This window comes from Halohasta salina, from assembly GCF_024178165.1.
GTDB classification, from domain to species: Archaea; Halobacteriota; Halobacteria; order Halobacteriales; family Haloferacaceae; genus Halohasta; species Halohasta salina.
In genome coordinates this window covers 332483-351448 of sequence record NZ_JAMZIE010000003.1, presented here as the reverse complement: position 1 = coordinate 351448, position 18966 = coordinate 332483, and the positions used below count along the sequence as shown (strand labels likewise).

Genomic DNA, 18966 nt, shown 5'->3' with positions numbered 1-18966 from the left:
ATCGTATGCCATAGATATGGATAATCCGACGGGTCAGCGACGGGTTCCGACGGGCGTGCCGAACGCAACGAGCGTCCTGCATGGCGGACTACTCCCCGAATCGGCGACGCTCGTCCGTGGGACGCCCGGCGCTGGCAAGACGATCTTCGGGCTCTACTTCCTGGCAGCGGCCGACAAGCCGGTGGTGTACATCAATCTCGGCGAGCCGGCGGACTATCTCGAAGCGACCGCCGCGGGGTTCGGACTGGACGTCGACCACGTCGAGTTCCTCGACCTCTCGCCGTCCGGCGAGCAGTTTCAGGGCAACCAGTCGTACGATCTGTTCGAGCCCGATGAGGTCGAGACGACGTCGCTCGTCGACCGGATCCGCGAGACCGTCGAGCAACACCAGCCGACGCGGGTACTCGTCGACCCCGTCACCGAGCTCCGACATCTGGCCCGCGACGACCGACAGTTCCGGACACAGGTGTTGAGCCTGCTGGATTTCCTCAAAAGTCACGGGGCGACCGTGATGTTGACCTCGCAGGCCGCCGACTCGGTGCCGGACGACGATCTGCAGTTCCTCGCCGACGCGGTGATCTCGCTTTCGGCCGACAGCGACCATCGAACGCTGTCGGTCCCGAAGTTCCGCGGGTCGGCCGTTCGTCGGGGGCCGCATACGGTCACGATTTCCGCCGACGGCATGCGCGTCTGGCCCCGGCTCGATCCGACCGACCACTACCGTGAGGGCTCGGTTTCGACGCTGTCGTCGGGCGTCGACGAACTCGATTCGCTGCTCGGCGGCGGGCTCACCACCGGCACGGTCTCGTTTCTCAGCGGGCCCACCGGGGTCGGCAAGACGACGACCGGCCTGCAGTTCATCACCGAGGCCGCCGCCAACGGCCAGCGGTCGGTGCTGTACAGTTTCGAGGAGAGCAGACGGACCGTGCTGACCCGTGCGGAGGCCCTCGGCATGCCGCTCGGTGAACAGGTCGACGCCGGAACCGTCGTGATTCGGGAGATCGGGACCGACGAGCTAACCCTCGATGAGTTTACCCACCGCGTTCGATCCGCAGTCGAGGACGACGCCGCCGAGATCGTCATGATCGACGGCGTCACCGGTTACGAGCGGGCCTTCAGCGAGGCCGGCGCCGACCCCAGCCACCGGCTCGTCAAGATCGGCCAATACCTGCGAAACATGAACGTCACGGGGATCATCACCAACGAGGTCCACCGGATCACCGGCGACTTCAGGGCGACCGAACACCGGATCAGCCATCTGGCCGACGATATCGTCTTCTTCAGACACGTCGAACACAGGGGCGAACTCCGGAAAGTGATCGGCGTCCTCAAGAAACGGACCAGCGACTTCGAGTCGACGCTCCGCGCCCTCGAAATCACCGACAAAGGGCTCGTGGTGGGCGAGCCGCTGGCGGAGTTGCGTGGAATCCTCACCGGAACGCCGGACTGGAACGATGACTGAGCCGAGCGACGGTCCGGCAGGGAATCGGACCGACGACCCCTCGCAGGATCCGACGGTCATCTATCCGTTGATCGCCAACAGCGGCAACGAGCGCGTCCTCCGGGAGTGGCTCGAGGCCCACGACGATTACGTGGTCGCCGACGACGGCCCGTTGGTCGAGTCGACGGTCGACATCTGTCTGGTCGACCAGCCCGCGCTGCTCAAACACAGCGAGACGATCGCGGCGGCGAAGGCCGCCGCCGAGCCGGCGCTGTTGCCCGTGTTGTTGCTGGTCTCGGATCTCAACAGCGATCTCGTCGACACCGACCGGGGCGAACTCGCCGACAACGTGTTCGCGACGACCGTAGACGAGTTGATCTCGCTGCCGATCCGGCAGGCCGAACTCGAATGGCGACTGCGGGCACTCCAGCGGCTCCGCGAGCAGTCGCTGGACCTCAAGGCCCGGACCGAACGGCTCCGGAAGTTCCGGCGGGCTGTCGAAGCCTCCGGCCACGGGATCATGATCACCGACGCCGACGGCACCATCGAGTACATCAACCCCGCTTTCGAGGAGACGACGGGCTACAGCCAAGCGGAGGCGGTCGGCAACACGCCGACGATGCTCAACTCCGGCGAGATGACCGACTCACATTACGACCAGCTCTGGGAGACGATCTCGGCAGGCGAAACGTGGCACGGGGAGATCGTCGACCGCCGCAAGGACGGCAGCCGCTACACCGCCGATCAGACGATCGCACCCATCACCGACGACAGCGGCCAGCCGAGCGCGTTCGTCGCCGTCCAGACCGACGTTACCGAGCGGAAACAGCTCGAAGACCAGCTGAAGCGCCACCGCGACATCGTCCAGCGGCTCGAAGACCCGATCATGCTGCAGGACACCGACGGCCAGTTCCTGTTGGTCAACGACGCGCTGTGTGAGTTCGCCGGGCTTCCCGCCGAGGAGTTGATGGGAACCGACGAATACGCCTTCATGGACGAGGAGACGGCCCGGACCATCGAGCGACGGAAACGGCTCGTCTACTGGACCGAACAGCCGGTCACCTACAGCGTCACCCCAACGTTCGAACACAGCCGCAAGGAGGCGGTCTTTTACACGAGCCGATATCCCTACTACGACGACGACGGCGAACTGGCGGGGACACTGGCGATCTGTCGGGACGTGACCGATCTCGACGAGCGAACCCGCCAACTGCACGTACTGGACAACATCCTCCGGCACAACATCCGCAACAGTCTCAACGTGATCTACGGCCGGGGCAACCAGCTTCGGGCCGCCGTCGACGGCGACCTCGAGACCGCCGCCGACGCGATCATCGAGACGGCCGACGACCTCCTGACGACAAGCGAGAAGTCCCACGAGATCACGCAGGTCCTCAGCGAGGACGCCGAGATCAGACGCGTCGACCTCGCAGACCACATCGAACGGATCGCCGCGACGGTGGCCGACGAGTGGCCCGCAGAGCTGTCGGTATCGGTGCCCGAGGCGGTCGTCGTGACGGCGCTGCCGACGATCGACTCGGCGCTCGAAGAACTGATCACCAACGCAGCCGCCCACAACGACCACGAGACGCCACAGGTCACGGTGACGGTGACCGTCGACGACGGGATGGCCGAGGTTCGGGTCGCCGACAACGGGCCCGGCATCTCGGCGTTCGACCGGGAGGTCCTCGAGACGGGAACCGCGATCGGGGCGCTGTCCCACGGCAGCGGGCTGGGGCTGTGGCTCGTCTACTGGGTGGTCAAACGGTCCAACGGCGAGGTCACGATTACCGACCGCGATCCCCGCGGGACGGCGGTGACGGTCTCGTTGCCGGTCGTCTCGACGACCGTCGACGGGGAGAGCCGTGACGGCGGTCGGTAGTCGAACCGGACGGGAGCCGCACACCCGTCGACGCAATCACCGATGTTCGCGTGGTGGCGACGCCACGGACGCCGCTCACGTCGTGAACAGTTCGGTCTCCTCGGGGATCGAAAACAGCCCCATCCGGACGCCCGCATCGAGCCAGCCGTAGCCGTAGGAAAACGAGGCCAAGGCGTTGACCGGGTCGTCGTGTTCGCGGAAGTGTCGACCGTCCTCCAGATAGGAGGCGGCCATCACCCGACAGTCGGTCGCCGCCTCGGCCAGCGGCGTCTCGGCCGGCGGGACCGCCTCGGCGACATTGAGGGCGTCGGCGAGCATCTGCTCGTAGCGGTCGGTCTTCTCGATGAGGTCGGCGGGCATACCCGAGGGTACTCCCTCGTGGGGAAAGCCGTGTCGGGTCGACCCACGCCGACCGGTGGCAGTAGTCGCTCCCTAGAGGAACGTGAACACGACGTAGGTGACGAGTAACATCACCGTGGCGTGTTTCACGCCATCGTTGACCGATCCCTGTCCGAGCTGGCCGGCGACCAGTCCCGAACAGATCGCCTGAACGAGCGTGGCGTGGAAGAAGACCGTCTCGTAGCCGGCGATGTTGATGTCCTCGCCGCTGCCGACCAGCCCGATCCCGCCACCCGGAGCCGGCCCCGCCCCGGCGGCACGTTCGGCCGTCTGGGCCATGACGTCCTCGATCGCGGGGATGAACGAGATCATCAGCGCGGCCATGATCCCGAGGAACACGAGGAACGCGACGTAGATGACGACCAGATAGGTGAGCATGACCTGCTGGCGTTGGCGGTTCAGCAACTGTGCGGACCGTGCCTCGTCGGCAGCGATCTCCAGGACGGGGGCGATGTCGTCGCTGGTCTCCATCGCGTTGGTCGACAGTGTCACCGCCCGTGTCACCAGCGGCGAGCCGATCCGCCGGTCCATCCGCTTGAGCGCGGTGGCGACGTCCGACCCCCACTGGACGTCCCGCCACGCCCGCCGGAGTTCGGGCGTCAGCGCGCCGAGATCGCTGTCTTTGACCCGCCGGAAGCTCTCGACGATCGACATCCCGGCGTCGTTGACGCTGGCGAACCGATCGAGGAAATCCGGCACCGCCTGCTCGATGTCACGGGTCTGCCGCTTGCGAAGCTCGTAGGCCAGCGCATAGACCCCGAGGGCGACGATGGTCGCCTCGGCCAGCGGCGGGACGACGGCTTCGAGGACGGCAAACGGGGTCAACTCGAAGTCGCCGATCGTGAAGCCGGTCCACAGCAGCCCGACCGGGACGGTGAGCCCGAAGGTGATCCTCGGTCGACGGAGGACCAACTCGAGTGGCTGGGTGAGCCACGTCAGCCAGCGGTCGAGGCGGTCGTACATCGCCAGCCGCTCGCGCTGGCTCGTCCACCGGTCGACCACGCCACCGTCGGCGACCGCCGGCGGCTGCTGGATCGATCCCGCGTCGACGAGTTCCTCGTCGTGATCCGCGGCCTGCTGTGTCTCGGCGTCCTCGGTGACGCTGTCGACATAGACGATGAAGCCGAAGGTCGCTAGGGGTATGCCGACGTAGGTGATCACCCGCATCAGCGCCAGCGTGTCCTGAAGGACGAGGCCGATGACTGCCAGCGTCGTGATCACGAACAGCGGCCCCGCCACTAACACGGTGACGTAGGCCTCCGCGAACGTCGACAGCAGTTCGAGGTACTGCTCCTGTTGGGCCTCGGCCTCCTCCTTGTAGCGTTCGTACTGCGAGTGGAGGTACGCCGAGAGGCTCCGGCCGCTGCCCAGCACGCTGCCGAGGTTCTCGCTGAGTTCTCCCATGTTTTCCGAGGGCGTCCGGTCGCCCATGTCCTCGATGGCGGTCTGGAGGTCGACCCCAAAGAGGTCCATCTGTTTGACCGTGGCGTCGACCTCGACGGCGGCCTCGCCGTAGACCCCGCGGTTCTCCGCCAGCGTCCGCAACACCTGCGTGAAGGCCATCCCGCTGCGGGACAGCGCGTACATGAACGCGACCGTCCGGGGCAGGGAGGCGTCGATCTGCGAGCCACGGGAGTAGGCCCGCTGATCGAGGACGAACCACCGCAGCCAGTTGGCGGCGACGCCGACCGCGACGGTCACCAGCAGGCTCCCGACGAACGTGATCGCCAGCCGCACGTCGAACTCGAAGACGCCGACCCCCTCCAGCGTCGACAGGAGGGCAATATCGCCGGCCAGCCCCGCGAGAAAGGCCAGTAGCTGCCAGATGACCGTGAGGCTGGCGATCCCCGTAGCGACCGCCGCAACGATCGAGTACAGCACGGTCTGGGCCGCAAACGATCGGTGGGAGCGCGGGACGTGGGCGGCCTCGAGTTTCGGACGTTGGTTGCGACGGCGGGGCTCGGTACTGAGCGTCGACCCCAGCAGCGCTTGGCCAACGCCGTCGAAGACGATCTCGGCGCGGTCGCTGACCAGCGGCAACAACAGCACGCCGAACAGCGCGAGGCCGACCAGAAGGGGGATGTAGCTGAGCATCACTCGGCGGGCTCGGCGGTCGGATCGTCGACCGACTCGTCGGCTTCGATGCGGTCGAGCACCCGGTGTTTGTCGGCGTAATACTCGTTGATCAGCGCAGTGAACTCCCGGTAGTCGCTGATGCCCTTCTGCTGGAGGTACGACAGCACCCGCCGTCGGTTCCGCATCTCCTCGAGGAGTTCGTTGCGGCTCCAGCCGCGTTCGTCCTGGATCTCCCCGAGGAGTTCGCTGTCGTTGCTCTGGAAGCTGTCGGTGTTGGCGTCCCAGTTGAACGCCGAGGCGTAGTCCAACTCGCCGGTCCGCTGGTCGATGCCGCGGATCTCGCCGATCACCCGCGACCGCCGGAGTCGCTTGTCGTCGATCCGGACCTGCGTCTGGACCGACAGCATATCCAGTGACTGGACCATCGCCCGCGGGACGTTGATCGGCTCGTTTTCAAGCCGGTTGATGACGGTCTCGATGGAGTCGGCGTGCATCGTCGAGAACGTGGTGTGGCCGGTGTTCATCGCCTGGAACAGCGTGACCGCTTCCTGCCCGCGGACCTCGCCGACGATGATGTATTCGGGTCTGTGCCGCAGGGCCGACCGCAGCAGGTCGTACATGTCGATATCCGACCCCTCGTCCATCTGCTCGCGGGTGACCGACGACAGCCAGTTGTCGTGGTACAGCGACAGTTCGCGGGTGTCCTCGATGGTCAGTACCTTCGACCGCGGCGGGATGAACATCGACACCGCGTTCATCGAGGTGGTCTTCCCCGAGGCGGTGCCGCCGGCGAAGATCAGGCTCTTGTTGTGCTCGATACAGAGCCAGAAGTAGGCCATCTGCTCGATGCTGAAGGTGTTGTAGTTGATCAGATCGATCGGTGTGAAGGGGTCGTCTGCGTACTGCCGGATCGTAAACGCCGACCCACGAGGGGTAACCTCCCGACCCAGCGAGAGTTCGGCACGGGAGCCGTCCTCCAAGGTGGCTTCGACCATCGGATCGCCGACGCTGATGTGTTGGCCCGACTGCTGGGCCAGCCGGATCACGAAGTTGTCGAGTTCCTGCTCGCCGAAGGAGATGTTGGTCTGTATATCGGTGTACTGGTCGTGGTAGACGAAGATCGGTAGCTCGTAGCCGTCACAGGAGATGTCCTCGATGTGGGCGTCGTTCAGCAGGGGGTCGAGCTTGCCGAACCCGCGGAAATCCCGCTTGAGGTAGTAGAACAGCGTGTGGAACGTCCCCATGTCGACCTCGATGCCGTAGGTCTCGATGAGTCGCGCCAGCTCCTCGATCAGCACGTCGTCGGTGCTGGCGTCGTCGTCGGACTGGTACATCAGCGGCGCGCGGATGTCGGTTTTGATCCGGGCCAGCAGCTCCCGCTCGAAGGAATCGAGATCCGGTTCGACGGCGTAGTAGTAGCGCTCGCTGGCCTCGTCGTCGTAGGTGATCACGACGTAAGCGAAGGGGGCGTTGACCCAGTAGCGGTCGACCTCGGCTTCCCCGTCGGGCACCCGAAAGGTGGCCACGGGCCCGTCGGTCGGCCGGAACGGCCGGGTCGACAGCGACGAGCCACGAACGACTTCGGCGGCCACGTCGAAGCGATGGCGGAGCGCTTCGAGTCGGGCGGCCGCGGTCTCGAAAAAGCCCTCTCGGCCGGCGGTGTCGCCCCGGCCGCGACTGGAGCGGTCGCCACGCTCGCTGTCCCAGTCGGTCTCCGGTGACGGCTCTGTGTCTGACATACTGGTGGCCGTGGTAGCCGACATATCTGTTCGGCCTACTTAATAATCAATCGGAAAATCATGTTGAAATGCAGTCAGTTCGTCGACCGTTCGACGACGCGCCGGGGTGGAGGCCGCCGTCGCCGTGGTCTCAGAGTTCGATGCGTTCGACTAGCATGTCGTCGGCCTTGGTGTTGACCGCGACGATCCGGACCTCGTCTTCGAGCCGCGAGTCGTCGAGTTTGGCCTTCAGGAGGTTGTCGACCTGATAGACGCCGGCGGCGTTGATCATCTCGATTTCGACCAACACCGGCACGTCGTCGCCGGGCATGAGCCGGACGTTCTCGATGGCCTGACTCGACAGCGTGTTGATCCCGCGGCCGCCGTGCTCGTAGGGGATCCGCGAGCGGCCACGCTCCATGTCCAGTCCGTCGGCGATCCGGATGATGCCGGCCTCCGTCGTCAGCGGCGTCTCGGCAGTATGGTGACAGAGAATGGCATGCAGGACCTCCGCTTTCACACGGACGGCGGTTTCGATGTCGTAGAGGTCAGACAGCAGTCGGTCGAGGATATCGGCGGCCAGCGGGATCGAATAATACGAGTGGCTGTCGCGGTGGACGACGTGGCCGACGTCGTGGAGCGTCGCCGCCAGCAGGAGGATCACTGGCTCGAAGGACTCCTCGAGGCCCTGTTCTCGGGCCCCGTTGCACTCGACGCCGGCGCGTTTGAGGAGTTCGTACAGCCGCAGCGCGCGGTTCCGGACGATCTCGATGTGCTTCGTGCCGTGGTCGCTGTAGCGCTTGCGGGTGACGGCGTTGACGTTCTGGGCCCGAAGATAGGTGACGATCTCGGGATCGGAGGTGACGATCGGCAGGAGCTCGTTCAGCCGCTCGTCGGGATAGGGATGGTTGGCGTCGGGGTCGTACTCGAAGGTCGACTGCTCGGTATCACTCATTCGAAGCCTGTTTCGACCCGACCGGCAAAAACACTCCCCCGAGCGTCAGTCGGCCAGCGATTCGACCGCCGACACGACCGCCTCGTAGTCCGGCTCTTGGCCCGGATTGTCGGCGATCCACGCATCCCGGATCGTCCCCGCGTCGTCGACCACGAACACCGAGCGGGTGGCGACGCCGGTCATGCCCTTCCCGGCAAAGGACTCGTCGTCGACGATGTCGTAGGCGTCGATGATCGAGCCGTCGTTGTCACTGATCAGATCGAACGTTAGCCCTTCCTCTTGGCGGAACCGTTCGAGCGCGTACGAGGTATCGGTGCTGATGCCAAAGACGGTGGCTCCGAGGTCGTTGAACTGCGCGAGATCGTCGCGGAACGTACAGAGTTCCGTCGTGCAGGTCGAGGAGAACGCCGCCGGGAAAAAGGCCAACACGACCGGGCCCGAGCCGAGATGGTCCGACAAGGTAGTGGCGACAGTGTCGCCGTCGCTGACGAGCGGTGCGGTGAAATCGGGTGCCTGATCGCCGGGAGAGACCATACGGTAGCCAGCCACTACCACCGATTGAACGTTGTGGTCGACGCAGTAGTCAGCGGCTACCGGCCGGAACCGACCCCGAGTCGAGCGGCGAAACGAAACCCACAGGGCCGCGCGCCGAGTCGACTCCGGCATGCAGACGCCACACGAGGTCGTCGTCGTCCGCTACGGCCACCGCCCCGGACGCGACGACCGGATGACGACCCACGTCGGGCTGACCGCCCGCGCGCTCGGTGCCGACCGGGTGATCGTCCCCGACAACGCGGGCCAGTCGGTCGAGACCGTTCGGGACATCACCAACCGATTCGGGGGGGCCTTCGAGATCGAACAGAGCGGGAGCCTCCGGGCGCTCGTCGACGACTGGGATGGCAGGGTCGTCCATCTCACGATGTACGGGCTGCCGGTCCAAGAAGTCGAAAGCGAGGTTCGAACCGCCATCGAAGACGAGCCGCTGCTGGTGGTCGTCGGCGGCGAAAAGGTCCCCTTCGAGATCTACGAGTACGCCGACTGGAACGTCGGCGTCACCAACCAACCCCACTCCGAGGTCGCCGGGCTGGCCGTCTTTCTGGATCGCTTGTTCGAGGGGCGGGAGTTGGATCAGGAGTGGGTCGACGCAGAGAACCGCGTGATCCCGCAGTCGACCGGGAAGAAAGTCGTCTCCGGAGATAGCGCGGTCGACCGGAATCCCGACGCCTGAGGCGACCACGGGGGCGGTTCGGTGGTTTTAACCGAGTTCACCGCCCAAGACCGGTAATGGCTTTTGAGGATCTACTGAACGACCCGGTTATCCAGAAGTACCTCCACGAGTTGGTCGGTCCGGAGGGGATGCCGGTCGCGGCGGCCCCGCCGGACGGCGAAGTAACCGACGAAGAGCTCGCAGAGCAGTTGGATCTCGAACTCAACACGGTCCGCCGTGCCCTGTTCATCCTCTACGAGAACGATCTGGCTTCCTACCGCCGGCTCCGCGACGAGGATTCCGGCTGGCTGACCTATCTCTGGACGTTCCACTACGACAACATTCCCGAGAACCTCGAAGCGGAGATGCACCGCCTGCTGGATGCGCTCGAAGAACGCGAGGAGTACGAGCGCACCCACGAGTTCTACCTCTGTGAAGTGTGTTCGATCCGCTTCGAGTTCGGCGAGGCGATGGACTTCGGCTTCGAGTGTCCGGAGTGTGCCTCCCCGCTGGAGTCGATGGACAACGACCGCCTCGTCGGCGCGATGGAGGAGCGAATCGACGACCTCCGCGACGAACTCAACGTCGACATCCACGCCTAATGGTCGTCCTCGCAACCAAATGCTACGTCGACGGTGAGGCCCGCGAGCGCGCGCTCAAGAGCCTCGGATCACTGATAGAAAACGACATCCACCAGCTCAGCGTCGAGGCCGAGATCGGCGTCCGCCGCGACGACTTCGTGACCGTCACCCTCACCGGTGACGACGCGACGGCCGCCCGGAACGTCCTCGGCGAGCGGTGGGGCGAGATCACCGACCACTTCACCGAGGGCGAAACCTACGTCGGCACCCTCGATTCGTGGGACGACGAGGGGATCACCCTCGATGCCGGCGAGAAGATCCGGGTTCCGGCCGCCGAACTCGGCCTCGGACAGGGGACACCCTCACAGATCCGCGAGCGGTTCGGCCTCGTTCAACACTTGCCGATGACGTTCGTCTACGGCGACCCCTCGCGACTGGCCGACGAAGAAGTCGACCGGCTCTACGACTGGAGCCGCGGTCGCGGTCGGGTCAACGTCAACAGCGCCACTCGCGGCGAGGTCCGGGCGACGGTCAACCGCGCGGGCCACGCCCAAGACATCGTCACCGTCGAGCGGCTCGGCCTGCTCGAACAGTCGATCATCACCGGCGAGGGGACCGACCCGCCGGGACTGCTCGCAGCGATCGGCGAGTACCTCCCGTCCGAACTCCGGTGTGTGATCGGGGGCGAGGATGACTGATATCCACCCCAACCAGCGGGTCGCCGTGCTGGCGGACTCCCAGAACCTCTATCACACGGCCCAGAGCCTCTACTCCCGAAACATCGACTACTCCGCGCTGCTGGATGGGGCGGTCTCGGGCCGCGAACTCACGCGGGCGATCGCCTACGTCATCCGGGCGGACTCCCCGGAGGAAGAGAAGTTCTTCGAGGCGCTGATCGACATCGGCTTCGAGACCAAGATCAAGGAGATCAAGACGTTCGGCGACGGCACGAAGAAGGCCGACTGGGACGTCGGGATGAGTCTCGACGCCGTGACGCTCGCCAACCACGTCGACACGGTCGTCCTCTGTACGGGCGACGGCGACTTCTCGCGACTCTGCTCGCATCTCCGCCACGAGGGTGTCAAGGTCGAAGTGATGGCCTTCGGCTCCTCGACCGCCGAGGAGTTGATCGACGCGACCGACGAGTTCACCGATCTCTCCGACGACGAGAACCACTTCCTCCTGTAATGATCGACCCACAACGGATCGAATCGGCGGCCGTACCGCTCATCGTCGGCGGGGCGGTCGGGATGGCCCTCGGCCGGGCCGTCTTCGGCAGTACGCTGGCCGGGGTCGCCCTCGGCGTCGTGCTGTTCGGGCTGCTGTGGTGGTTCCGCAATCGGCTCGTCGAGGCCGTCTGAAATCCACCCATTTTTATTTACTCGGCGGAACCTCACGGTATGAGCGACGAGCCCGCGTCGACCGGGGAGTCGGATGTCGGTGCCGCCAGTGATGGGGCCGACGGCAGCACGCCGGCCCGCGATATCGACGCCCTGCGGACGGTCGCCGACTACCAGTTCGGTGCTGGGGCGGGGACGACGCTGTTCCCGACAGACGAGCGCTTCGAGATCCGCCGGTCGACCGGCGGCCGGCCCCGACAGGTCCACACCGACGATGCCCGGCTGGTCTCCTACGGCGTCGACGGCCGGTTTACCCTCGGGATCGCGGGCGGGCGTCGGCTGCTCGATCTTCCGGCCCCGGCCAACCGGGTGGTCGTCGGCGACGAGTCCGAACCGTTCGTCCGCGACGGCAAAAACACGTTTGCGAAGTTCGTGAGTGAGGTCGACCCCGCCGTCAGACCCGGCGACGAGGTTCTGGTCGTCCACGAGCGTGGCGAGTTGCTGGCCGTGGGACGGGCCGAACTGTCGGCCGACGGGATGGCTGATTTCGACAGCGGGATGGCCGTGAAGGTGCGCGAGGGCGTCGACGACTGACAGACGCTGATGAGTAGTCGGCGACTACTGTTATACGATGCCGGCTAGACCGACCGTCTCGACCAGCGAGACCCCCGCCAGAAGCGAGCCGAGCAGGTAGCCGCCGATCGCCCCGCCGTTGAGCAGCGGAAGCCCGGCGTGGGCGCGACCCTTCATCACCATCCGCATCAGGACGAGCAGGCCGCCGAGCGTCCCAACCAGCGCGAGCAGCGCGGGGAGATTGAGTTCGATGACCGGCACCACGAACTGCGGGGCTGGCGAGAAAAAGGCGGCGCTGGCGACCAACACGCCCGGAATCACCGCATCGCCGAGCCCGATGAAGAACACGTCGCGGTCGTCCTCGACGTCCTCGTCGGCGTCACTGTCGTCGTGTCCGTCCTCGTCGGTAGCCACTTGGTCGCCCGTCTCGGGGTCGTCATCGAGCAGCGAGTACGACAGCGACAGCGGGATCACGAGGATCGCGGGAATCCGGAGATCCATCACGCCGTCGGCGAGATCGAGCATGTGTTCGGTGCCGTAGACGCTGATCGCGTCGTACACTGCCAACACGGACAGCAACACGAGCGCAGGCAAGAGCCCAAAGGTAATGCCGAACAGGCCCGCGGCGCCCGCGCCCATCAGGACGCCGGCGGTGTCGACCACGTACCACTCGGGGTAGACCCACAGCGCGACCGAAACCGCCGCGCCGAGGCCGGCGGCGACGGTCGACGGCATCAGCGCGCTGAAGACGTACCACGACAGCAGGCCGCTGGTGGCGACGATGACCACCCGGACGATCCAGTCAAAGTCGTACTTGAAGGCGGCCAGAAAGCCTAGCGTTGCGACCAAAATCGCACCGATATACAGGAGACTGTTGGTCGGATCGTCGGGGTTCTCGACGGCCTGATACCCCTGTTCGAAGAAGGTCTGGACCAACGCGAGCGAGCCGAGTTGGATCAACAAAAACAGCAGGACGGCACCCGCGACACCGCGGTACTCCCGGGGAAACATATCACCGGGTTGGGCCGAGGGGGCTTTGGGCGTTGTGTTCCCGGCCGCTCAACGGGCGTATAGCTTTGTCCCGACGAGCTCGGTCAGCGACGGGCCGGTCGGCGTGATCGCCACGTAGGGGCCATCGACGGGGCCGAAGACGTCGACGATCCGGCCGACAGTAGACAGCGATTCATCGACGACCATCAGGCCGATGTCGGGGACGTCGTCGCTCTCGACGCCGACGATCGCCAACCCTTGGGCGGTTCGGTCGACGGTGCCAATCCGGCGCATTACTCGCGGAGGAGGTCGACGTAGGCCCCGATCGCCTGGACGAGGTCGTTTTTGGTGTCGTCGGCCCCCTTGACGAGCACCCGACCGCGAGCGTCGAACTCCCGGGAGTAGGATTTCTCGCGTTCGATCACCGCGTCGTAGCCGACCTGCTGGACGGCGTCGGCGATCTCGTCGACCGTCGGCTCGTCGACCGCGAGATCCATCGGGACGCGTCGGCCCTCCGACCGGGTGAGCCCGGCGTCGAAGTAGGCGGGCCACAGCACGTTTTCGACCATACAGGGGCAAGGGTGGCGCTGCGGTAATACCGTTACGACTGTCGACCGGTCGACCGATTCAGGCGGCTCCCGACCGCCGGCCGAGCAGGAGGCTCCCACCGACCAGCGACAGCACCGCGACGACCGGCCCGAAGCCGGGGGCCGAGACGCCAGTCGGGCTGTCGTCGGTGGTCGCATTCGAGTCGTCCATATCGGTCGCATTGGCAGCCGACCCATCGAGGCTGGCGGCGGCCTCGCTGCGGCTGACGAACGCCGACTCGTCGTACGGTCCGGGGTGGAGCTGTGTCGCCAGATCACGCGTCGAGTAGACGACGCTCCGGGGGGCCGGTTGGTTGATGTAGTTCACTTCGAGGGAGACCGTCTCGCCGTTCCGGCCGGCGGGCGTCGACGCGTGGGGCTCGCTGCCGAGGATCTGGCCCTCGGTCTGGTCGGTGACCAACAGCACCTCGGGTTCGAGTTCGATGACCCGCTCGTCGTTGAGGACCTCGTAGCCGTCGAACTCGGCGGCGGCGACGTTTTCGGCCCCCGCAGTCGTGATGATCTCGTGGATAAAGGTGTCACCGCCGACCGCAAAGCCACCCAACAGCGGGTACAGCAGCCGCGGCCGGTCGGCGTCGGCGGTCGCCGCTGATACCGCCTCGACGTTGGCGTCGACCCACGCGTTGGTCTCGCGGGCGGCCTGCTCGTTGCCGGTCAACTGCCCGATGGTCGAAGTCTTGGATTTGACGTCGGCGAAGTCGGTCGCCGCCGGGAAGTGATACACCGTCAACCCGGCCTCCCGAAGCCGCTCGACGGTCTCGACGCTCGTTGCGTTCGGCGCGAGCACGAGATCCGGCTCGGTCGCCACGACGCGCTCGACGCTGACGCCTAACTCCGTCGACGAGACGTTCTGTCTGGTTTCGGCTCCCTCCAGATAGTGGGCGAACTGCGTGAGGCCGACGACCTGCGAGTCGGCATCGAGTTCCCACATTACCTGTGCGGCGCTCGGGTTCGTCGTCGTGACGCGCTCGGGCCGCTCGTCGAGTGTCACTTCGGTGCCGGTCGCGTCGGTCAGCGTGACCGGAAACGCCGAGTCGTTGGTCGGCTCGGCTGGCTGTGCAGTGACTCCTGTGGGCGCGATCGCCAGCAGTGCGACCACGACGAGGAGCGACACGAGAATTCGTGAATTCCGATGCATTGTCCGGTCTTCGGTGGGAAGTCAATAAGTATTTCACTACTCCAAGGTCGCTTTCAGTCATGGACGTACGCCAGCGTGCGGTGGGCTGGTCGCTGTGGTTGGCCGCCATCCTCGGGGTGGCGATCACCGTGAGCGCCGGGATCGGCCCGGTGTCGATCCACCCGCTGGCCGTGCTGCAGGTGCTGCTCAACGCCGTTGCGGTGCCGACCGGGATCGAGCTGACCGGCAGTTCGGCCGGCGGTGTCCTCCAGTTGCCCGCGCCGTCGATCCAGTGGCAGTCGCCGTTCGCTTATCCGGTCGACGCCACCCACCGGACGATCGTGATGCGGGTCCGGCTCCCGCGAATCCTTTTGGCGGCGGGCGTCGGCTTCGCGCTGGCGGCCGCCGGCACCGTGATGCAGGGCTTCTTTCGGAATCCGATGGCCGACCCCTCGATCATCGGCGTCTCCTCGGGGGCCGCGGCGGGAGCGGTCGCGTTTCTGGTCGTCCCGATCGCGATCCCCTTTGGCCTCGGGCTGCAGGGGGCGGCGTTCGCCGGCGCGTTGCTGTCGGCGTTCGCCGTCTACGCCATCGCCACCGAGGGGGGCCGGACGCCGGTTGCGACACTACTGCTGGCGGGGGTCGCCATCCAAGCCTTTCTGGGTGCGGTGATCGCCTTCCTCCAACTGAAAAGCGGCGACGGGCTCCGACAGGTCGTCCACTGGCTGATGGGCCACCTCGGCAACGCCGGCTGGGACGACGTGACAGTCACCCTCCTCGTTGTCCCGCTACTGTTCGGAATCCTGCTGGCCTACGCGCGGGATCTCAACGTCCTCCTGCTCGGCGAGGAGGCCGCCCACGGGCTGGGCGTCGAGGTCGAACGAACTAAGCGGATCCTGCTTGCGGTCTCGGCCGTCCTCACCGCCGCGGCGGTCGCCGTCTCCGGGGTGATCGGCTTCGTCGGACTGATCGTCCCCCACATGGTTCGACTGGTCGCCGGCCCCGACCACCGGGTGCTGTTGCCCGCGGCGGCGCTCGCTGGGGCGTCGTTCCTCGTGGTGACCGATACGATCGCTCGTGCGGGCGCGACCGAGATCCCGGTCGGCATCGTCACCGCCGCCCTCGGTGCGCCCTTCTTCCTCTATCTACTGCGCAGCCGGGAGGTCCACGAGCTATGAGCGACCCGACGCTCGTCGTTGAGGACCTGTCGGTCGACCTCGCCGGCAGTGAGATCATCAGCGAGGTCTCGCTCACCGCCGGTGCGGGCGACCTCGTCGGGCTCGTCGGCCCTAACGGGGCCGGCAAGACGACGCTCCTGCGGGCGATGCAGGGAAGCATCGAGCCGACAGGGGGACGGGTGAGGGTCGACGGTCACGCGGTCGGCGACCTGTCGGCCCGCGAGACCGGTCGACTGGTCGCCACGGTGCCACAGGAGACGCGACTCTCGTTTTCCTTTTCGGTCGAGGATGCGGTCGCCATGGGCCGGAATCCGCATATCGGCCGGTTCGGGACCGCCGACGCCGACGACCGGCGGGCGGTCCGCGAAGCGCTCGAACACACCGATCTCACGGCGCTCGCAGATCGACCGGTGACCAAACTGAGCGGCGGCGAGCGCCAGCGCGTCCTGCTGGGGCGGGCGTTCGCCCAAGAGACGCCGCTGCTGTTGTTGGACGAGCCGACCGCGAACCTCGATATCAACCACGCGATCAACACCCTCGATCTGGTGCGGTCGGTGGTCGACGAGGGACGGGCGGCGGTAGCGGCGATCCACGACCTGAATCTGGCCGCCCGCTACTGCGACCAGTTGGTGTTGCTCGCCGAGGGGTCAGTACTGGAGGCCGGCGCGCCCGAAGCAGTGCTCACGAGCGGAACGCTCGAAGCGGCCTTCGACGCCCGGACGGTCGTCGCGACCGATCCGACGACCGATTCGCCGCGGGTGACCGCGCTCTCCGAAGAAGAGTGGGCCGAAGGAGAACGAGCCGAAGAAGAACGGGCCGACGAGCGGTGAGTAGCCGGCGGCTACCGGTCGTCGACCAGATACCGTTTGTAGAGCTGATCGGCGATGAGCGTGCCGAACAGCCCCGAAATCACGACGAACGAACCCGCCGAGAGCATGAGGAACGTCGCCCACTGACTGAGCGGCTCCATCGGCGGCCACAGCAGCGGTAGCGACCGGATAACGAACTCCCAGAAGACGACGAGCTGGAGGACTGCGACGCCCGCGCTACAGGCGAGCCGAACCCGCAGCTGCTCCCACGACGGTCCGGGTTGGGGCTCCGGGAACTCCGTGTCGACCATCACCAACCAGTTGGCGTCGACGGCCTAAAACCACCGGTTATGCGGTGAGCGGCCCGAGCCGCAGCAGCCACACCGAAACGTCACCCTTACTCATCCGCTCGGCAACTACCGACTCGTATGGAGGTTCCGTGTATCGCCGTCCCGCGGGAAGCCGGCGAAGAGAGCAGGCAGGCGTTAGCCGAAGCGGGGGTGTTAGACGACGATTACCAAATCGTCAACGACGAGGGCACCCTCTACATCCCGGTAACTGACCCCGACGGCGTCCCCGACGGATTCGAGACGACGACCCGCGACCTCCCGACGCGGCGGACGGCTCGAACGCCCGCGGATATCCTCGGCTACGAGCCCTCGCTCGAACGACTGGGCGACGTCATCATCGTCGACGAGGACGACGCCGAGCGCGCCGCCGAGATCGCCGACGCGGTGATGGCGTCGGATCTGCCCGTTCGCTCGGTGCTCAATCGGGCCTCGAAGATCAAAGGCGAACTCCGGGTCCGGGACTGGGAGCTACTGGCCGAACGCGAGGACACCGACACCAACCGGTCGCCGACCGAAACCGTCCACCGGGAGTACGGCCACGAGTTCTTGCTCGATCTCGCGGCAGTCTACTTCTCGCCACGGCTGGCGACCGAGCGCCACCGTGTCGTCGAGGGCATCGACCCCGGCGAACACGTCCTCGACATGTTCGCCGGCGTGGGCCCGTTTGCGATCCCGGCGGCTAGCCGTGGTGCCGACGTCGTCGCCGTCGACCTCAACGAGACGGCCGTCGACTATCTCCGCGAAAACGCCCGACGAAACGGCGTTAGTGAGTCGATAACGGCGATTGCCGGTGACGTGCGAACAGTAGCCAGCGACTACCACGGATGGGCCGACCGACTCGTCATGAATCTACCACACAGTGCAGGTGAGTTCCTGGAGACCGCGGTCGAACTCGCCGGCGAGGAGTGTGTGCTCCACTACTACGATATCCAGCACGATTCGGACCCGTTCGGCCCCGGCATCGAGGCGATCCGGGCGGCTGCCGAGCCCGAATACGAGATCGAGGTCGAAACCGAACACGTCGTGCGGTCGTATGCGCCGCACGAGGAGAACGTCTGTCTCGACGTGCGGCTCACGAAATCGGAAGCGAACCGTTAGGCCGACCGGGAGCGGACGGTTGGTATGGGAACGGTCGACCAACTGTTTATCGCGCCCGAAGGTGGCGAACCGATGGAACGACGCGAGAGCGTAGAGGCCGTCGAGGGCGGCCTCGTCGGCGACCGCTATCGCCGCGGGACCGGCTACTACTCGCCGTACGACGTCTGTGAAATCACGCTACTGGAAGCCGACGCCATCGAGACGATCCGCGACACCGTCGGGATCGATCTCGGCGACGGTCGACATCGCCGGAACATCGTCACTCGGGGCCGGGCGCTCCACGACCTGCTCGAAACGACGTTTCGCGTCGGCAGTGCCCAACTCCGCGGCACCCGCCCGCGACCGCCCTGTGCACACGTCGAGGCGGTCGCTGGTGAGGAGGGTGTCGCCAGCGCCCTCGGGGAGGGCCGCGGTGGAATCTGTGCGCGTGTGGTGTCGCCGGGCACGATCGCGGTCGGTGATTCCATCGAGATTCTCGAGGATGACCCCCGGACGGTTGGCGTGACGATCGCCAAACGACTCGAAGCCGAGTCGACGACCACCGACTCCTCGTGAGTGGTCTCTCGCAGGCCCGACACCAATGAATTAGAAGTGACTAAATTTTGAATTAGCTACCCAAAACTAATATACCGCCGTCGACGATA

22 protein-coding genes are annotated in these 18966 nt (G+C 66.0%); 12 read left to right on the top strand and 10 right to left on the bottom strand.

From position 1 onward, the window contains the following. Positions 1 to 16 precede the first annotated feature (16 nt). Both NKJ34_RS08975 and NKJ34_RS08970 read left to right on the top strand, forming a co-directional pair. Positions 17 to 1462 carry an ATPase domain-containing protein gene (locus tag NKJ34_RS08975; RefSeq protein WP_253737953.1) on the top strand — a complete coding sequence of 482 codons (1446 nt, stop codon included), beginning with the start codon at positions 17 to 19 and terminating at the stop codon, positions 1460 to 1462. Then, entirely contained in the window at positions 1455 to 3323 is a 1869-nt protein-coding gene (locus tag NKJ34_RS08970; protein ID WP_253737952.1) for a PAS domain-containing protein, read from the top strand. Before NKJ34_RS08975 ends, NKJ34_RS08970 begins: the two co-directional genes overlap by 8 nt. A 75-nt stretch (positions 3324 to 3398) precedes the next feature. Here NKJ34_RS08970 and NKJ34_RS08965 read toward each other — a convergent pair whose 3' ends face one another. The 5 genes from NKJ34_RS08965 to NKJ34_RS08945 form a co-directional block, all read right to left on the bottom strand. Next, the gene (locus NKJ34_RS08965; protein ID WP_253737951.1) at positions 3399 to 3683 is read right to left on the bottom strand and encodes a DUF357 domain-containing protein; all 285 of its coding nucleotides are present in this window, start codon (positions 3681 to 3683) and stop codon (positions 3399 to 3401) included. A gap of 72 nt (positions 3684 to 3755) precedes the next feature. Next, the gene (locus NKJ34_RS08960; RefSeq protein ID WP_253737950.1) at positions 3756 to 5816 is read right to left on the bottom strand and encodes a type II secretion system F family protein; all 2061 of its coding nucleotides are present in this window, start codon (positions 5814 to 5816) and stop codon (positions 3756 to 3758) included. Beyond that, positions 5816 to 7537, bottom strand: a complete 1722-nt coding sequence (locus tag NKJ34_RS08955; protein WP_253737949.1) for a type II/IV secretion system ATPase subunit — start codon at positions 7535 to 7537, stop codon at positions 5816 to 5818. The genes NKJ34_RS08960 and NKJ34_RS08955 overlap by 1 nt, the downstream gene beginning before the upstream one ends. A 130-nt stretch (positions 7538 to 7667) precedes the next feature. Then, positions 7668 to 8471 carry an HD domain-containing protein gene (locus NKJ34_RS08950; protein ID WP_253737948.1) on the bottom strand — a complete coding sequence of 268 codons (804 nt, stop codon included), beginning with the start codon at positions 8469 to 8471 and terminating at the stop codon, positions 7668 to 7670. Between the two features lie 45 nt (positions 8472 to 8516). Then, entirely contained in the window at positions 8517 to 9005 is a 489-nt protein-coding gene (locus NKJ34_RS08945; protein WP_253737947.1) for a redoxin domain-containing protein, read from the bottom strand. 130 nt (positions 9006 to 9135) lie between these two features. Between NKJ34_RS08945 and NKJ34_RS08940 the strand changes: the two genes are divergently transcribed. The 6 genes from NKJ34_RS08940 to NKJ34_RS08915 are packed head-to-tail and all read left to right on the top strand — an operon-like array spanning position 9136 to position 12193. Beyond that, complete coding sequence (locus tag NKJ34_RS08940; RefSeq protein ID WP_253737946.1) at positions 9136 to 9699, top strand: tRNA (cytidine(56)-2'-O)-methyltransferase; 564 nt, start codon at positions 9136 to 9138, stop codon at positions 9697 to 9699. Positions 9700 to 9755: 56 nt separating this feature from the next. After that, positions 9756 to 10280 (top strand): transcription factor, encoded by a 525-nt coding sequence (locus NKJ34_RS08935; protein ID WP_253737945.1) that lies wholly within the window; start codon positions 9756 to 9758, stop codon positions 10278 to 10280. Then, complete coding sequence (locus NKJ34_RS08930; protein WP_253737944.1) at positions 10280 to 10957, top strand: DUF2110 family protein; 678 nt, start codon at positions 10280 to 10282, stop codon at positions 10955 to 10957. The genes NKJ34_RS08935 and NKJ34_RS08930 overlap by 1 nt, the downstream gene beginning before the upstream one ends. Beyond that, complete coding sequence (locus NKJ34_RS08925) at positions 10950 to 11447, top strand: LabA-like NYN domain-containing protein (protein WP_253737943.1); 498 nt, start codon at positions 10950 to 10952, stop codon at positions 11445 to 11447. Before NKJ34_RS08930 ends, NKJ34_RS08925 begins: the two co-directional genes overlap by 8 nt. Then, the gene (locus NKJ34_RS08920) at positions 11447 to 11620 is read left to right on the top strand and encodes a hypothetical protein (RefSeq protein WP_253737942.1); all 174 of its coding nucleotides are present in this window, start codon (positions 11447 to 11449) and stop codon (positions 11618 to 11620) included. The genes NKJ34_RS08925 and NKJ34_RS08920 overlap by 1 nt, the downstream gene beginning before the upstream one ends. A 39-nt stretch (positions 11621 to 11659) precedes the next feature. Then, entirely contained in the window at positions 11660 to 12193 is a 534-nt protein-coding gene (locus tag NKJ34_RS08915; RefSeq protein WP_253737941.1) for a PUA domain-containing protein, read from the top strand. Between the two features lie 30 nt (positions 12194 to 12223). Here NKJ34_RS08915 and NKJ34_RS08910 read toward each other — a convergent pair whose 3' ends face one another. The 4 genes from NKJ34_RS08910 to NKJ34_RS08895 are packed head-to-tail and all read right to left on the bottom strand — an operon-like array spanning position 12224 to position 14908. Further along, positions 12224 to 13183 (bottom strand): presenilin family intramembrane aspartyl protease PSH, encoded by a 960-nt coding sequence (locus tag NKJ34_RS08910; protein ID WP_253737940.1) that lies wholly within the window; start codon positions 13181 to 13183, stop codon positions 12224 to 12226. 48 nt (positions 13184 to 13231) lie between these two features. Further along, entirely contained in the window at positions 13232 to 13456 is a 225-nt protein-coding gene (locus NKJ34_RS08905; RefSeq protein ID WP_253737939.1) for an H/ACA ribonucleoprotein complex subunit GAR1, read from the bottom strand. Beyond that, on the bottom strand, positions 13456 to 13731 hold the full coding sequence (gene srp19, locus NKJ34_RS08900) for a signal recognition particle subunit SRP19 (RefSeq protein ID WP_253737938.1): 276 nt from the start codon (positions 13729 to 13731) through the stop codon (positions 13456 to 13458). The genes NKJ34_RS08905 and srp19 overlap by 1 nt, the downstream gene beginning before the upstream one ends. A gap of 58 nt (positions 13732 to 13789) precedes the next feature. Further along, entirely contained in the window at positions 13790 to 14908 is a 1119-nt protein-coding gene (locus NKJ34_RS08895; RefSeq protein ID WP_253737937.1) for a PGF-CTERM-anchored ABC transporter substrate-binding protein, read from the bottom strand. Positions 14909 to 14967: 59 nt separating this feature from the next. On the opposite strand from NKJ34_RS08895, the gene btuC reads away from it, so the two are divergent. Together btuC and NKJ34_RS08885 are read left to right on the top strand one after the other, a co-directional pair. Next, on the top strand, positions 14968 to 16065 hold the full coding sequence (gene btuC, locus NKJ34_RS08890) for a vitamin B12 ABC transporter permease BtuC (protein WP_253737936.1): 1098 nt from the start codon (positions 14968 to 14970) through the stop codon (positions 16063 to 16065). Continuing rightward, a complete protein-coding gene (locus NKJ34_RS08885) occupies positions 16062 to 16895 on the top strand; it encodes an ABC transporter ATP-binding protein (protein ID WP_253737935.1) in 834 nt (277 codons plus the stop codon). The genes btuC and NKJ34_RS08885 overlap by 4 nt, the downstream gene beginning before the upstream one ends. 11 nt (positions 16896 to 16906) lie before the next feature. On the opposite strand, the gene NKJ34_RS08880 is transcribed toward NKJ34_RS08885, so the two are convergent. Further along, positions 16907 to 17185 (bottom strand): hypothetical protein, encoded by a 279-nt coding sequence (locus NKJ34_RS08880; RefSeq protein WP_253737934.1) that lies wholly within the window; start codon positions 17183 to 17185, stop codon positions 16907 to 16909. 117 nt (positions 17186 to 17302) lie between these two features. Here NKJ34_RS08880 and NKJ34_RS08875 point away from each other — a divergent pair, with 117 nt between their 5' ends. Together NKJ34_RS08875 and NKJ34_RS08870 are read left to right on the top strand one after the other, a co-directional pair. Continuing rightward, positions 17303 to 18322, top strand: coding sequence for a class I SAM-dependent methyltransferase (locus NKJ34_RS08875; protein WP_253737933.1), 1020 nt, complete (start codon positions 17303 to 17305; stop codon positions 18320 to 18322). 24 nt (positions 18323 to 18346) lie between these two features. After that, positions 18347 to 18877, top strand: a complete 531-nt coding sequence (locus NKJ34_RS08870; protein WP_253737932.1) for an MOSC domain-containing protein — start codon at positions 18347 to 18349, stop codon at positions 18875 to 18877. The last annotated feature ends 89 nt before the right edge of the window (positions 18878 to 18966 follow it).

Coding starts and splice junctions, on each gene's coding strand:
- NKJ34_RS08975 (WP_253737953.1), top strand. CDS start 17: ATGGATAATCCGACGGGTCAGCGACGGGTTCCGACGGGCGTGCCGAAC.
- NKJ34_RS08970 (WP_253737952.1), top strand. CDS start 1,455: ATGACTGAGCCGAGCGACGGTCCGGCAGGGAATCGGACCGACGACCCC.
- NKJ34_RS08965 (WP_253737951.1), bottom strand. CDS start 3,683: ATGCCCGCCGACCTCATCGAGAAGACCGACCGCTACGAGCAGATGCTC.
- NKJ34_RS08960 (WP_253737950.1), bottom strand. CDS start 5,816: ATGCTCAGCTACATCCCCCTTCTGGTCGGCCTCGCGCTGTTCGGCGTG.
- NKJ34_RS08955 (WP_253737949.1), bottom strand. CDS start 7,537: ATGTCAGACACAGAGCCGTCACCGGAGACCGACTGGGACAGCGAGCGT.
- NKJ34_RS08950 (WP_253737948.1), bottom strand. CDS start 8,471: ATGAGTGATACCGAGCAGTCGACCTTCGAGTACGACCCCGACGCCAAC.
- NKJ34_RS08945 (WP_253737947.1), bottom strand. CDS start 9,005: ATGGTCTCTCCCGGCGATCAGGCACCCGATTTCACCGCACCGCTCGTC.
- NKJ34_RS08940 (WP_253737946.1), top strand. CDS start 9,136: ATGCAGACGCCACACGAGGTCGTCGTCGTCCGCTACGGCCACCGCCCC.
- NKJ34_RS08935 (WP_253737945.1), top strand. CDS start 9,756: ATGGCTTTTGAGGATCTACTGAACGACCCGGTTATCCAGAAGTACCTC.
- NKJ34_RS08930 (WP_253737944.1), top strand. CDS start 10,280: ATGGTCGTCCTCGCAACCAAATGCTACGTCGACGGTGAGGCCCGCGAG.
- NKJ34_RS08925 (WP_253737943.1), top strand. CDS start 10,950: ATGACTGATATCCACCCCAACCAGCGGGTCGCCGTGCTGGCGGACTCC.
- NKJ34_RS08920 (WP_253737942.1), top strand. CDS start 11,447: ATGATCGACCCACAACGGATCGAATCGGCGGCCGTACCGCTCATCGTC.
- NKJ34_RS08915 (WP_253737941.1), top strand. CDS start 11,660: ATGAGCGACGAGCCCGCGTCGACCGGGGAGTCGGATGTCGGTGCCGCC.
- NKJ34_RS08910 (WP_253737940.1), bottom strand. CDS start 13,183: ATGTTTCCCCGGGAGTACCGCGGTGTCGCGGGTGCCGTCCTGCTGTTT.
- NKJ34_RS08905 (WP_253737939.1), bottom strand. CDS start 13,456: ATGCGCCGGATTGGCACCGTCGACCGAACCGCCCAAGGGTTGGCGATC.
- srp19 (WP_253737938.1), bottom strand. CDS start 13,731: ATGGTCGAAAACGTGCTGTGGCCCGCCTACTTCGACGCCGGGCTCACC.
- NKJ34_RS08895 (WP_253737937.1), bottom strand. CDS start 14,908: ATGCATCGGAATTCACGAATTCTCGTGTCGCTCCTCGTCGTGGTCGCA.
- btuC (WP_253737936.1), top strand. CDS start 14,968: ATGGACGTACGCCAGCGTGCGGTGGGCTGGTCGCTGTGGTTGGCCGCC.
- NKJ34_RS08885 (WP_253737935.1), top strand. CDS start 16,062: ATGAGCGACCCGACGCTCGTCGTTGAGGACCTGTCGGTCGACCTCGCC.
- NKJ34_RS08880 (WP_253737934.1), bottom strand. CDS start 17,185: ATGGTCGACACGGAGTTCCCGGAGCCCCAACCCGGACCGTCGTGGGAG.
- NKJ34_RS08875 (WP_253737933.1), top strand. CDS start 17,303: ATGGAGGTTCCGTGTATCGCCGTCCCGCGGGAAGCCGGCGAAGAGAGC.
- NKJ34_RS08870 (WP_253737932.1), top strand. CDS start 18,347: ATGGGAACGGTCGACCAACTGTTTATCGCGCCCGAAGGTGGCGAACCG.